Genomic DNA, 13,745 nt, shown 5'->3' with positions numbered 1-13,745 from the left:
AATTCCCACCGCGTCCAACACGCATGTCCGCCAGCATGCTCAGCATCGATAATTCAGGGGCACGAATGCCAAAACGGCCCGACGGCATCTGCGCCACCATGCGGTTTTCCCACCGCCACGCGTCCAACGACTATGCCCGGTCCGTCGTCCATCCCGTCTCCCGCCGCCAGCACGCCCGAAATTCTCTCGCCTGCTCCGCCCTCCGCCGAAAATGGGGCCGTGCGGCGTATCCACCATCGCGACACAGCGTCATTGGCGAGCATGACACTCAGTCAACTGCTCGCGGCAAGCCGGTCGCGCGACTATCGCACACAGGATATCTGGCGTGCGATAGTCGATCCCCAAGCCGATGCGGGTCGCGAACTACGACTCGCTTGCGAGAGCGCCTCCCCCAACGGACCATTGTTCCTCCAAATGGCAACCCTGCTCAACACGCCCGAGGAGGAGCGCACGCTGGATCGTTTGATTGACGTGGGCATCTTCCTCGTACCGGCCCGCGCCCGGCAACTTCGCGCCGACGACGCCGCCCTGCTGCGAAGCGACGAAGGCCTGAAACTCTGGCTGCAATACGCCGCGTCGCCGACCTGCTATCTGAGCGTGTTCGACGGCTCCGACGTCTTCGGCGAAGCCACCACCAAAAGCCGCGCGCGCATCGACAAGATCCTTCGCGTGCTGGTGGCGGTCGGGCGCGACAAGACCGACGCCACGCCCGCGAACCCGACCGCCACGGCCCCTCGCAATCCCCTCGCGCATTTGTGCAGCCAGACCGCCCCACAATGGCTGCGCCGCCTGCTCCAACTCGGTGCGTGCCCCGAGCAGATGAACGACCAAGGCATGCCGCTGACGGTGGTCGCCATGCGCGCGCAAGCGCTTCGCCTGTACACCGCCGATCACGATCCCCTTGATCCGCACGACTCGCTGCACCAACTCGCACAACTGCTCAGGCGCCAAGGCGCGGATCTCGCACAATCGAATCGCGATGGTATGCCCGGGCCGGCCCTGCTCACGCTCCACGGGCTCTGCGGCGCCGCCGAAGCCCTGCTCGCCGCCGGCGCCGATCCGAACGCCCCCGACCGGAACGGCAACACGCTGATGCACCATCTCGCGTACATCGTTCGCCTGCAGGACGACCCGGTAAAGATCGACTGCGCGTGCCTCGCGCGACACGCCCTCGTCGTCGCGTCCGGCTACGGCGGCGACATGACCCGAGCCAACCATGCAGGACAAACGCCGCGCTCGTGGATCCCCGAACCGTTGCCCGCCGCCCCGCAGATCGGCGATCAGCACCTCGACACCGTCAGAACCACGGCGCGTCGACGGATTCGCGCACTGATCTAGTTCGCGCACCGGCCCGAGTTCCGCCGTCCTCCGGCGCGCACGCCCTCGCGTGGCGGCCATCGCCATGCGACATGACGTCGCGCGACGGCGGCTTGCCGCATCGCGCTTGCCTCGACTTGCGCATCCCCATATTGCTTTGTACTCCTATTCTCGATGCCTCAGTCGCCACTGGCCACACCGTCCGCTTGTAGCGGCGCCGCTTGCCCGAGTCCCGCAGCACAGCCCAAGCCCTCAGACATCGGCCCCAACGGTTCAGTCGCCACCGCGTCCTCGGCCCTGTCCGACATGACGCTCGATCGCCTGCTGACCGCCAAACAAGACGGCCAATGCTCGCCGCAGCAGGCATGGGAAATACTGATGAACCTGAACACGACGCCAGGCCGGGAGCTACGCGACAGTTGCCTGATTTCCGGCGCGTCCCGCCCCGAGGAATTGGCCTTTTCGATGGCCACGCTGTTCTGCACGGCAGCGCAGGACCGCACTCTGGCCAAACTCGACGACGCCGGCATCTTCATCGACCGGACCCGACGGGATCGGTTACGCCCCGAGGACGCCGCCTTGCTGTTGAGCGACGAAGGACTGCGGCTCTGGCTCCGTTTTGCCGCGTCGCCATCGGGCTACCTCAGCGTGTTTGTCGATTCGATCCTGAACGCCCCCGCCGAGCTGACAGGGACGCTCGCCGCGGCGCTCCGGGTGCTCGTCGCCTGCGGCCGTGACACGACCAACGACGTCGCGGCGTCCGAAGTCGCGGGCGATGTCCATCTCCCGCTCTCGCATGTGTGCAGCCAGGTCGCGCCCGAATGGTTGCCGTCACTGCTGAACTACGGCGCCGACGTCAATCAACGCACCGTCAACGGTGTGCCGCTCGTGGCCACCGCCCTGGCGGCCCAGGCCCAACGTCTCTATGCGGAGGGCCACGATTTGCTCGTCCCGCATGTGTCGTATCAGCAACTTGGCGCGATGTTCCAGTCACATGGCGCCGATCTGTCGCAGCGCTCCCGCACCGGATCCCCCCCTGCCATGCTGCTCGCGCTGAACGGCTATTGCGCCGCGGCAGAGGCCCTGCTTTCGCTCGGCGCGGGCGGTAGTCATCCCGACCGCAACGGCAATACGCTCATGCACTATCTCGCGGCCGTGACGCACCTCCGGCAACACGCCGTCTCCGCCTTTTTCCTGCTCAACCTCGCCTTGCGATTCGGCCACGATCCCGCCGAACCCAACCGGGAAGGCACGACGCCGTGCGCACTGCTTCGCGACGGCCTTGCGCAGTACCTGCGGCTCAATCAGACGATGATTGCGCAAGCTCGCGAGCGGGCAAGGCGTGGCGTGTCGGCCTCCACGGCGCCGGGTGCCCAGAACGCCAACCGTCATGTACCGCCCTTCGTCATTGCCGTGGCCGCCGAGGCGCATCGACTCATCGCGCAGGGGCACGACCCCTTGCTGCCGCACGAATCGATCTTCCAGTTGGGGATGTCGCTCCAGCGCGACGGCGTCGACATCGGGCAACGACATACCGACGGCACGCCCCCGGTCCTGTGGCTGGCCCGACAGGGATACTGCGGCGCCGCCGAAGTGCTGCTCGCACTCCACCCGAACGCCAACGCCTGCGGGCCGGACGGCAATACGCTCATTCACGCCCTGGCGGGCGCGACCCGCACGCGTGAGAGCGCCATCCTGGCCGACTACATGCTGAGCACAGCGTTGCGGTATGGTGGCGATCCCACCCGGCCCAATCGATGCGGAAATACGGCACTCTCGTTCCTGAGCACCGAGCGCACCCGGTTCGTGCGGGCCAGCTTCGCGTTCGTCTCCGAGACGCGCAACAGCGCGCGACAGAAGGTCGCCCAACGGCAATAGCGCGCGCCCCAACATGCGGCGGATCGGGCGCTTCGGCCGTGTCGATCGCGCGACAGCCCGTCGCGACGATGCGACATTACGCCGCATCCCCATAACATGCATTTAATTTGCATCTTATAATGCGCTCGCCGGGTCCCTAAAGAGATGGTCGTGTTGTGAGCCCTGGGACACCGGCGACCGAATGCCGCACCGAGAATCTTCCGCACAATGAGATCCGGCGGTGCTGATGGAATACCCACAAGTGCGACAAAAAAGATGCATATGAATTGCATCTTACAAACTCAGGAGTTTTTGCCATGCTTTCCGCAGCTTCCCGCCCCTACATCGATGCGAGTGTTCCGGTTTTGCGCGAGCACGGTCTTGCGATCACGCGCCACTTCTACGCAAGCATGTTCGAAGCCCATCCTGAGCTGCGCAATCTCTTCAACATGGGCAATCAAGCCAGTGGCGCGCAGCAACAGTCGCTCGCCTCGGCCGTGTTCGCGTACGCCGCGAACATCGACAACGCCGCAGCGCTTGGGCCGGTGCTAGAGCGTATCGTGCACAAGCACGTGTCGGTCGGCATCACGCCGTCGCATTACCCGATCGTTGGCCGCCATTTGCTCGGTGCCATCAAGGACGTGTTGGGCGACGCCGCCACGCCCGCACTGATCGCCGCGTGGGACGAAGCCTACTGGCTGCTCGCCGGCGAACTGATCGCGGCCGAAGCCCGTTTGTCGGAACGCACGCACTCGCCGCTGGGCGCGCTGCGCGAACTGGTGGTGGCCGATGTCGACCGCGAAACGGATCACATCGTCTCGTACTACCTGACCACGCCCGAAGGTGGCTCGCCGGGTGAGTTCGCCCCGGGACAATATGTGAGCGTCTCGGTAACGCTGCCGGATGGCCTGCAACAACGCCGTCAATATAGTCTGTCCGACGCACCGCAAGCCGCGCACTGGCGCATCACCGTCAAGGCTGAGGCCGCCGACGAAACGAAGCCGGCCGGTCAGGTCTCGAACTGGCTGCACGCGAATGTGAAGGCCGGCGACCGCCTGCTCGTGAGCGCGCCGTACGGCGAGTTCACGACGTCGCTCGACGAGGCTCGCCCGCTCGTGCTGCTCAGCGCCGGCGTCGGTATTACGCCGATGATGTCGATGGTCGCCGCGCTGGCGGCCAAGGGGTCGCGCCGCGAGATTCTGTTCGCGCATGCCGCCCGCCACGGCTCGCATGTCGCTCTGCGCCGTCACCTGACGTTCGCGGCTACGCAACTGCCCAACCTGCGCGTGGCGACGTTCTTCGAAACGCCGCAAAGCCACGAACGCGAAGGCGCCGACTACAGCTACGCCGGCCGCATGGACATCTCGCGCCTCGCAATGCCTGCCAACGCCGATTACCTGCTGTGCGGCCCGGTGCCGTTCATGCAGACGCAATGGCGCGCCCTGCGCGACGCCGGCGTGCCGGCTGAGCGTCTGCATCGTGAAGTCTTCGGTCCGGACGCGCTCGATCACCTGCTCTGATCCAGCCCCGCGGTAAACGACACGAGGCCCCCGAATCTGGGGGCCTCGTGTCGTTTTGTCATCGAGATGCAGCGCCCCCGCCGCGCGGGCCGCCGCCGATGACACCTCAGTCGATCAAGGCGCCCGAGGCGTCATAGAACGGATGCGAGCCGCCCGCATCGTCGACGAAGGCCAGATGCGAGACCAGTCCGATCTGCGGCGTGAATCGATGCAGTTGGAACGCCGGCGGATCGAGCGCCCACGCGGACGGTCCGCCCTCGCGCAGATCGAGCGCGACCTGGTGGGCCGGTGACGGGCATACGCTCGCAATGGTGCCGGCAAAGCGCGTATGAATCGGCCGATGGACGTGACCGCAAATCAATCGCTCGACGTTGTCGAAACGGCGCACCACGTCGGCGAGCTTTGCCGCATCGGCGGCATCGAGCGCCTGAGCATCCATGTGCTCGATACCACACGCGAAAGGCGGATGGTGCATGGCGATCACCGTCGGCGTGGCGGTATCGCTGGCGAGCACCGCTTCGAGCCATTGCAGACGCTGGTCGCACAAGCGCCCACCGCCGTTGGGCGGGTCCTGCGTATCGAGCGCCACGAGCCGCAGCGCGCCGAGCGTCGCCGTGTACTGCACGAAGCTGCCCGGCTCGCCGAGATACGTGTGCTCGGGAAACACCTCGCGCAGTGCGTCGCGACCGTCGTGATTGCCGATGATGAGGTAGTACGGGATCTGCAACGGCGCGAGCAAACGACGCAGGTGCTCATATTCCTCGCGCGCACCGAAATCGACGAGATCGCCCGTCAGCACAACGAATTCGGGACGCGGCACCAGCGTATTCAGACGCGCCACGCAGCGTTCGAGATAGGCGGCGGTATCCACGCGCCGATAGGCCAGCTTGCCGGGCCGTTTGATGTGAAGGTCGCTGATTTGTGCGAACAGCATGGGCAGTTTATCCGTGAAGCGAAAAGACATGGGCGGCGGGCAGCGACAACCCGACCTGTTCGCCGACGCGGCATGCGCGACGGCTGGACACTTCGACCAGCACCGACCCCGCGGCGGACACGCCGCCCAGCGTCAGTCGGGTGCGGTCGCCGAGAAACTGTACTTCCTCGATACGGCCGACGAGCGCTGCATCGTCCGCCGGCACGACCACCGCATCTTCCGGGCGGAAGTACAACTCCTGCACGTCGGCACGCACATTCGGGCAGGCAAAACGTCCGCCTTCCAGATGGAAATGTCCTTCGCGCCACACGCCGGCCAGACGGTTGATCGTGCCGACAAAGTTGGCCACGTGGCGCGAGGCCGGTTGGTAGTAGATGTCTCGCGGCGCGCCGATCTGCTCGATGCGACCCGCGCTCATCACCACGATGCGATCGCCCAACGCCATCGCCTCGTCCTGATCGTGGGTGACATACACCGTTGTGACCCCCAGGCCACGCAGCAGACGATCCATATCGGCGCGCACCGTCTCGCGCAGCTTGGCGTCGAGGGCCGTGAGCGGCTCGTCGAGCAGCAACACGCGCGGCTCCGGCGCGAGCGCGCGCGCCAACGCCACGCGCTGCTTCTGACCGCCCGAGAGCTGCGCGATGGCGCGCTCGGCGAACGGCGTGAGCTGCACGAGGTCGAGCAGCTCGTTCACGCGCTTGTCGATCTGCGCGGACGGCAGGCCTCGCAGCTTCAGGCCGTAAGCGACATTGCCGCGCACGGTGAAGTTCGGGAACAGCGCGTAGTTCTGGAACACCATCCCCACGCGGCGCTTTTCGATGGGCAGGCGCGTGACGTCTTCGTCGCCGAAGCGCACGCGGCCGCCGGCGTCGGGCCGCTCGAGTCCGGCGATCATGCGCAGGGTCGTGGTCTTGCCACACCCCGACGGGCCGAGCAGCACCAGCGTCTCGCCCGCGCCGATCGTCAGATCGAGGGGCTGCAACACCGTGGTGCCGTGAAACGTCTTGGCACAGCGTTCGAGATGAATTGGGATGGAAGTCAGTTTCATCGTCATATCCTAAGCATTCGGTGGCGTACTCGCATCCGCCGGATCAAGTGCGGCCACGCGCCGACGTTTTCCCGTTCGACACTTTGGCCCGTTGCGCCGTCATCTGCATGACGACCAGCAACGGCACGATCATCACGAAAAACACCGCCGTGTACGCGCTGCCGATCTCCAGGCGCAGCGACGCGTAAGCGTCCGCCAGCCCCACGGGCAGCGTCTTCGTGTCGGGCGTGTGCAGCATCCATGTCAGGTTGAATTCGCCGAGCGAGAGCGTCACCACGATGAGTGCGGCCGCCACGATCTCGCTGCGGATGTTGGGCAGCACCACCGTCGTGAAGCGCCGCAGGAAACCCGCGCCGAGGCTTGCCGCGCCCTCCTCCATCAGCTTGATGCGCGCGTCGGCGCATGCCGCCGCCACGGCACGCACCATGAACGGCAGCGTGAAGATGACGTGACCCACGACAATGAACGCGAGACTCTCGCGGAAGCCGCGCATGCCGCCATACACGCTGATCAGCGCGAGCGCACTGGCCAGCCCGGGGAGCGCGATGGGCAACGTCAGCAGCTCCTCGATCCAGCGCGCCACGCGGCTGCGCCAGCGCGCCAGCACGTAACCGGCCGGCACCCCGAGCAGCGTCACCAGCACAAGCGTGGCGGCGCCGACGTACAGCGAATTCAGAATCGCGTCGTGATAGTCCTGCCAGACCTGGATCACCCACTTGAACGTGAGGCCGGCCGACGGCCCCCGGAAATAGTTCACCGACAGCCCGGCAAGTATCGACATACCCACCGGCACCAGCAGGAACGCACACATCAGCAGCGTGAGCAGCAGTTGCAGCGTGAAAAGCGTTTTCTTGAGCATGCGAATCAACCTCCGGCGGCAACCGCCTGCCCCGTGAAATTGCGGGCCAGCATGAGCACCGCCCACGTCACCACGCCGAGCACCACCGAGAGCGCCGCCGCCGTCGCCACGTTGGCGTTGAGCGTGAACTCGGTGTAGATGGTCATGGGCAGCACGTCGATGTCGGTCGCCAGCGTAAAGGCCGTGCCGAATGCGCCGACCGAGGTGGCGAAACACATCGCGCCCGACGCGATCAGCGCCGGCGCCAACGCAGGCAGCGTCACGTCGCGCGCGATGGCGAACGGCCCGGCGCCCAGCGACGCGGCCGCTTCCGTGAGCGAGTGATCGAGCGACTCCGCCGCGGCCATCACGGCGAGGATTACGCGCGGAATCGAGAAATACAGGTAGCCGATGAAGAGCCCGGTGAGCGAGTACGCGAACACGAGTTTGTGGCCAAGGAGTTTCGCCGAGAGATCGCCGATGAGCCCCTGACGCCCCGCCAGCATGATGACCATGAAGCCGACCACCACGCCGGGGAACGCCAACGGCAGGGTCAGCATCGATACGAGCGCCGATTTCCCCAGGAAGTCGTGACGGGTGAGGAAGAGGCCCGCCACCAGCGATAACGCCAGCGTGGCAAGGGTGACCAGCGCCGAGAGCGCGATGGTCTGCCACAGGCTGTCGAGATAACGCGCATTGGTGAGAATGGCGCGATAGGTCTCGAACGCGTGACCGTCGGCGCTCACCTGCACCAGGGCAGCCATTGGCAACAGCCAGAACGCCAGAAAGACCGCCAGCGCCGGCAGCAGCAGTGCCACGCGCCAGCCGCGCGGCAGAGTCAGGTCACGCATCGCTTGTTTTGCTCCTCTTCCTCGTTGAACATCAGGGCGAAACGACCCTGCGTGCTTAGCGCACGTTCTTCAGATACTGTTGACCGAACGCGTCCTGCTGCGCGGCGAGCTTCTGCAAATCGACCGGTTTCACCCGCGCGTAGTCGCTCGCGGGCAAGAACTTGGCGGCGACCTCGGCCGGCATCGTGCTCGCGCGCACCGGACGCAGGAACGCTTGCGCCCAATGCGCCTGGCCCTTGTCGGACAGCGTGTAGTCGATCACCTTCTTGCCGTTGTCCGGGTGCGGGCCGTTCTTCACGAGCGCGATCACGTACGGCAGCGACACGGTGCCTTCCTTCGGGATCACGAACTGCACGTTGGCGTGGTCCTTGTAGATGGCACGGTAGGCGTTGAAATCGAAGTCGATCAGGATGGGGATCTCACCCGAGAGCACGCGCGCATACGCCGTTTGCTTAGGCACGATCGGCGCGTTCGCCTTGAGCTTCTGGAGATAGCTGATGGCCGGACCGAAGTTGTCCATCGACCCGCCGAGCGCCTGATTGGCGGCAATCGCGGCGGCATAGCCGGCGAATGCGCTGCTCGGATCCAGGTAACCCACCATGCCGCGATATTCCGGCTTGAGCAGGTCGGCCCACGAACGCGGCACCGGCTTGCCTTCCAGCGCGTCGCGGTTCACGAAGAAGCCGACCGTGCCCGAATGGATCGTCGTCCACATGCCGTTCGGATCCTTCATGGCGGCCGGCACCTGATCCCAGTTCGCCGGCTTGTACGGCGCGAGCAGGCCCTTCTTCGCCGCTTCGATGGCAGACGTGATGCCCAGATACACAATGTCGGCCACCGGCGCTTTCTGCTCGGCGATCAATTGCGCAACGGCCTGGCCGGAGTTCTTGTTATCGAGCGGCACGCGAATGCCGGTGTCTTGTGCAATCGCCTTGACCTGACCGGCCCAGTCGGCCCATTCCGGCGGGCAGTTGTAGCAGATGGCCGTCTGCTGGGCCTGCGCGGCGCCAGCGCCGAGCAGGGTGAACAGCGCCAGCGTGCGGGCGGCGCGGGTGATCCAAAGCTTCATGTTGGTAAGCTCCTGAATGTCTGAGCGTTGGCGGAACTCACGTGCCGCCGGATAAGTGCGGGCCTCATGCCCGGATGCCTGATTGCCTCGGCCGGCGCTGAACTCTCTTTCCGGAGCCAGTCGTCGGCCGCTTTCCTTGCTACTACGTTCCCTTCAAAACCGTGCAATACCGTTCGATGGCGCGTCTCACCCCCGCCGGCGCGGCGGTGCCGACACCGTGCCGCCGCGACGAATCTCGTGCGGCAGAATCAGCGCATGGCTGAGTGAGGCGTCGTGCGAGGGCGTCGCGCCGACGCGCGCGTCGATCTGGGCGAGCAAACGTTGCGCCGCGTGACGGCCGATGTCCACACTCGGTTGTACGACAGTCGCCAGCGTCGGCGAAAGCAGCTCGCCCACCCCCAGCCCGTCGAAGCCCAGCACCGACATATCGTCGGGCACTCGCAGCCCCGCCTCGCGCAGGGCGCGCATCACGCCAAGGGCGAGCAGATCGTTGGAGCAAAAAAGTGCCGTGGGACGCGCGCCGTCGCGCTCGCGCTGCGCCAGCCATTCGCGCACCCGCTCGCCACGGGCCCCGCTGTTGAAGTCGATCTCAAAGGCCGGCCGCGGCGTCAGCCCAGCGGCCTGCATGGCATCGCCGTAGCCGAGATAGCGGCGCTTGGCGCGGTCGGAAGCATGCAACGCGCCCGTCACCATCACGATGTCGCGATGACCCGCCTCGATCAGCATGGCCACCCCCTGCGCGGCAGCGGTCCGATTGTCCACGGAGACGCATGGACGCTCCGGCGCATCGTTATAGACGAGTTGGCACGCCACGCCCTCCGCCGCGATATCGTCGAGCAGCGCGCTGTGCTCGGCGTCGGCCAGCGTCAGCAGCAGGCCATCAACGCGCTGTTGCAGCAAGGTCTCGATGGCGTTGCGCTCGCGCTCCGGGTCGTATTGGGTGGTAACGAGCAACAACCGTCGGCCCGTGCCGTCAATGGCGGCTTCAATGCCTTCCAGGCAATCGGCAAAGACCGGGTTGCCCAGCGTGGGCAGCATCACGCCGATCAGTCCGGTGCGCTCGCCGCGCAACTGACGGCCAAGTGCATTGGGACGGAATTTGAGCTCGGCGGCGGCCGCCTGCACGCGCGCCAGTGTCTCGGGACGCACCAACCGAGGTGAATTGAGCGCGCGCGACACCGTCGCAATCGAACACCCCGCGCGCTGCGCCACGTCCCGGATATCTGCCACGCTCGTCTCCCTTGTGTCGTACCGTCGATACTTGCCGTTGACGGATTTTTTGCAAATGTAAACGTTTACGAAAACGTTTTCACTTCGGGATTCTATGGAGACAATGTGATGGATTCATGACATCGCCCAAAAAATGACAAGGAACGACAACGGGCAGACACCGCCGGCAATTCGCCCGTCCAGCCCTGGCTCGCATTGCCCGGCGTGGTCGACATGAGCAGCGGCACGCCGGCCCCCGGGATGCCGCCTATACTGAAATTCCCCAGCCCGAAGGGGCATGACGGCACCCTCTCCCTCCACGACCGGGATCGGCCATGAACGACTATCACTTCCTCACCTTGTGGCGGCTCACCGCGCCGCTGGACGAAGTCTGGGACGCGATTCGCGACGTCGACCACTGGGCACGGTGGTGGCCGTGCGTGCGCGACGTGCGCACGCTTGATCCGGGCGACGCGCAAGGCGTGGGCGCGGTGCGTGTGCTGACCTGGCACGGTGCGCTGCCCTACTCGCTCACCATCGAGACGCGCGTCACGCACGTCGACCCGATGCGCGAGGTGCGCAGTGTCGCGTCAGGCGAGCTGGAGGGCACCGGCGTGTGGCGCTTCGACACGGAAGGGCCGATCACGGCGGTGCGCTATGCCTGGGACGTGCATACGGAGCGCGCCTGGATGAACAAGCTCGCGCCCATTGCCCGTCCGCTGTTCCGCTGGAATCACAACTACGTCATGCGACGTGGCGGCGAAGGTCTCGCGGCATTGCTCAACGCCCATCTGGTCGAGTGCCTCGACACCGACCTGCCGCCCGCCGCCATCGGCGAAGCGCGCGAGGCGCGTGACCTGCGCGAGGCGCGCGCACGGATGAGCCACGACGCGCACCACTGAGCCTGGCTGCTGTTCCCCGCTGCCCCCTTTCTGTTCCCTGCTGCCCCTTGCTATTCCAATCAGGAATAGACGCCACGATAGTTTTCATTATTTTTTATATAGCCAGATGCCTAGACTGGAGGGCATCCGGCGGTTGTGCCCTGGCGTTCGCGCCCTCGCCACCCCGCAAAACACCCTGCTCCAGGAGACCTCGTGAGCCTTGCGACTCCGCCGCTGCTGCGGCACTACGTAGATGGCGCGTTCATTGCCACCGATCGCCAGTTCGATAATGTCAGCCCTGTCGACGGGCGGCTCGTCGCGAAGGTTTGCGAAGCCGACGCCGCTACCGTCGATCGCGCCGTGCGCGCCGCGCGCCGTGCCCTGCACGACGGGCCGTGGGGCAACACCACGCCCGCCGAGCGCGCCGCGGTGCTGCATCGGATCGCCGACGGCATCCAGGCGCGCTTCGACGATTTCGTCGCGGCCGAAGTGGCCGACACGGGCCGCCCCGTCGAACAGGCCCGCACCCTCGACATCGCACGCGGCATCGCCAACTTCCGCATGTTCGCCGATCTCGTCAAGACGGCCGGCACCGAGATGTACGACATGCGCGCCGCCGACGGGGGCGACGTCATGAGCTACGTCACGCGCAAACCGCTCGGGGTCATCGGCATCATCTCGCCGTGGAACCTGCCGCTGCTGCTCTTCACATGGAAGGTGGCCCCCGCGCTGGCGATGGGCAACTGCGTGGTCGCCAAGCCGTCGGAAGAAACGCCCTCTTCCGCCACCCTGCTCGCCGAGGTGATGGACGCCGCCGGCGTGCCGCCCGGGGTCTTCAACCTCGTGCACGGCTTCGGCCCGGACTCGGCCGGCGAACACCTGACGAAACACCCGGACGTAGCGGCGATCACCTTTACCGGCGAGTCGCGGACCGGCAGCGCGATCATGAAGGCCGTGGCCGACGGCGTGAAGGAAATCTCGTTCGAACTGGGCGGCAAGAACGCCGCTGTCGTGTTCGCGGACGCCGACTTCGAGCGCGCGCTCGATGGCGTGGTTCGCTCGTCGTTCACCAACGCGGGTCAGGTGTGCCTGTGTTCGGAGCGCGTCTATGTCGAGCGACCGATCTTCGACCGTTTCGTCGCCGCGCTGGCCGAGCGTGCCGCCGCGTTGCGCATCGACGCGCCCGACGCCATCGGCGTGCAGATGGGTCCGCTCGTGTCTCGCAAACATCGAGAGAAGGTGCTCGCTTACTATCGTCTGGCGGTGGAAGAAGGCGCGACGGTCGTGACCGGCGGCGGCGTGCCCGCCTTCGGCGATGCCCGCGACGACGGCGCCTTCGTCCAACCCACGGTCTGGACCGGCCTGCCCGATACGGCGCGCTGTGTCCGCGAGGAGATCTTCGGCCCCGTGTGCCACGTCGCCCCGTTCGATCGCGAGGACGAAGTGATTCGCCGCGTCAACGACAGCGAGTACGGACTTGCCGGTTGCGTATGGACAACGAACCTGTCGCGCGCGCATCGCGTGGCGCGTCAGTTCCAGACGGGGCTCGTGTGGGTGAACACCTGGTTCCTGAGAGACCTGCGCACGCCGTTCGGCGGCGTGAAGCGCTCGGGACTGGGCCGCGAAGGCGGACGCCACTCGCTCGACTTCTATTCCGAAATCACCAACATCTGCATCAAACTGTGAGGCGACGGTGCGGGGGTATCGATGGGGGTCGAGCCCCCCGCACCCGTGCGCCGTCCCAAGAACAAGGCACAACGGAGACTGACGACACATGAGCGCATCGCAAGACACGCAGGCCCGCGTGGTGGCCGGCAAGGCCAAGCCGCGCGGCAAGTTCCCGCACATCAAGCGCGCCGGCGACTTTCTGTTCGTCTCGGGCACCAGTTCGCGCCGCCCGGACAACACCTACGCCGGTGCGCAGGTCGATGCGCTGGGCGTGACGCAGCTCGACATTCGTGAGCAGACGCGCGCCGTCATTGAAAACATTCGCGACATTCTCGCCAGCGAAGGCGCCGCCCTCGCCGACGTGGTCGAAGTCGGCGCGTTCCTCGTGAACATGAACGACTTCGGCGGCTACAACGCTGTGTACGGCGAGTATTTCGACGAGAGCGGGCCGACGCGCACCACGGTGGCCGTCCACCAGTTGCCGCATCCGTTGCTGCTTATCGAAATCAAGTGCGTGGCCTACGCGCCGCGTTCGCGCTGAAGCACCCCG

At 66.0% G+C, this 13,745-nt stretch carries 12 protein-coding genes; 6 read left to right on the top strand and 6 right to left on the bottom strand.

What is annotated here, in order from left to right:
- The first annotated feature begins 261 nt into the window (after positions 1-261).
- The 3 genes from PanNE5_RS14305 (at position 262) to hmpA (ending at position 4,694) form a co-directional block, all read left to right on the top strand.
- Positions 262-1,338 (top strand): hypothetical protein, encoded by a 1,077-nt coding sequence (locus PanNE5_RS14305; protein WP_261938193.1) that lies wholly within the window; start codon positions 262-264, stop codon positions 1,336-1,338.
- 285 nt (positions 1,339-1,623) lie between these two features.
- Positions 1,624-3,195 carry a hypothetical protein gene (locus tag PanNE5_RS14300; RefSeq protein ID WP_261938192.1) on the top strand — a complete coding sequence of 524 codons (1,572 nt, stop codon included), beginning with the start codon at positions 1,624-1,626 and terminating at the stop codon, positions 3,193-3,195.
- 296 nt (positions 3,196-3,491) lie between these two features.
- On the top strand, positions 3,492-4,694 hold the full coding sequence (gene hmpA / locus PanNE5_RS14295) for an NO-inducible flavohemoprotein (protein WP_261938191.1): 1,203 nt from the start codon (positions 3,492-3,494) through the stop codon (positions 4,692-4,694).
- A 106-nt stretch (positions 4,695-4,800) separates the two neighbouring features.
- Here the strand turns inward: hmpA and PanNE5_RS14290 are convergent, their stop codons facing one another.
- The 6 genes from PanNE5_RS14290 to PanNE5_RS14265 form a co-directional block, all read right to left on the bottom strand.
- Entirely contained in the window at positions 4,801-5,628 is an 828-nt protein-coding gene (locus PanNE5_RS14290) for a phosphodiesterase (RefSeq protein WP_261938190.1), read from the bottom strand.
- A gap of 7 nt (positions 5,629-5,635) precedes the next feature.
- Positions 5,636-6,679 (bottom strand): ABC transporter ATP-binding protein, encoded by a 1,044-nt coding sequence (locus tag PanNE5_RS14285; RefSeq protein WP_017234221.1) that lies wholly within the window; start codon positions 6,677-6,679, stop codon positions 5,636-5,638.
- A 43-nt stretch (positions 6,680-6,722) separates the two neighbouring features.
- The gene (locus PanNE5_RS14280; RefSeq protein ID WP_410007530.1) at positions 6,723-7,604 is read right to left on the bottom strand and encodes an ABC transporter permease; all 882 of its coding nucleotides are present in this window, start codon (positions 7,602-7,604) and stop codon (positions 6,723-6,725) included.
- Complete coding sequence (locus PanNE5_RS14275) at positions 7,544-8,368, bottom strand: ABC transporter permease (RefSeq protein ID WP_261938188.1); 825 nt, start codon at positions 8,366-8,368, stop codon at positions 7,544-7,546. Before PanNE5_RS14275 ends, PanNE5_RS14280 begins: the two co-directional genes overlap by 61 nt.
- A 55-nt stretch (positions 8,369-8,423) precedes the next feature.
- Complete coding sequence (locus PanNE5_RS14270; protein WP_017234224.1) at positions 8,424-9,437, bottom strand: extracellular solute-binding protein; 1,014 nt, start codon at positions 9,435-9,437, stop codon at positions 8,424-8,426.
- Positions 9,438-9,623: 186 nt separating this feature from the next.
- On the bottom strand, positions 9,624-10,667 hold the full coding sequence (locus PanNE5_RS14265) for a LacI family DNA-binding transcriptional regulator (RefSeq protein WP_017234225.1): 1,044 nt from the start codon (positions 10,665-10,667) through the stop codon (positions 9,624-9,626).
- A gap of 314 nt (positions 10,668-10,981) precedes the next feature.
- Between PanNE5_RS14265 and PanNE5_RS14260 the strand changes: the two genes are divergently transcribed.
- From PanNE5_RS14260 to PanNE5_RS14250, 3 genes are all read left to right on the top strand, one after another.
- Positions 10,982-11,548, top strand: coding sequence for an SRPBCC family protein (locus PanNE5_RS14260; protein WP_261938187.1), 567 nt, complete (start codon positions 10,982-10,984; stop codon positions 11,546-11,548).
- A gap of 192 nt (positions 11,549-11,740) precedes the next feature.
- Complete coding sequence (locus PanNE5_RS14255) at positions 11,741-13,213, top strand: 2-hydroxymuconic semialdehyde dehydrogenase (RefSeq protein ID WP_017234227.1); 1,473 nt, start codon at positions 11,741-11,743, stop codon at positions 13,211-13,213.
- An 88-nt stretch (positions 13,214-13,301) separates the two neighbouring features.
- The gene (locus tag PanNE5_RS14250) at positions 13,302-13,736 is read left to right on the top strand and encodes a RidA family protein (protein ID WP_261938186.1); all 435 of its coding nucleotides are present in this window, start codon (positions 13,302-13,304) and stop codon (positions 13,734-13,736) included.
- Positions 13,737-13,745 lie beyond the last annotated feature (9 nt).

The organism is Pandoraea sp. NE5 (genome assembly GCF_024363545.1).
Taxonomy (GTDB): domain Bacteria; phylum Pseudomonadota; class Gammaproteobacteria; order Burkholderiales; family Burkholderiaceae; genus Pandoraea; species Pandoraea cepalis.
This window is presented reverse-complemented; position numbering and strand designations above follow the sequence as displayed.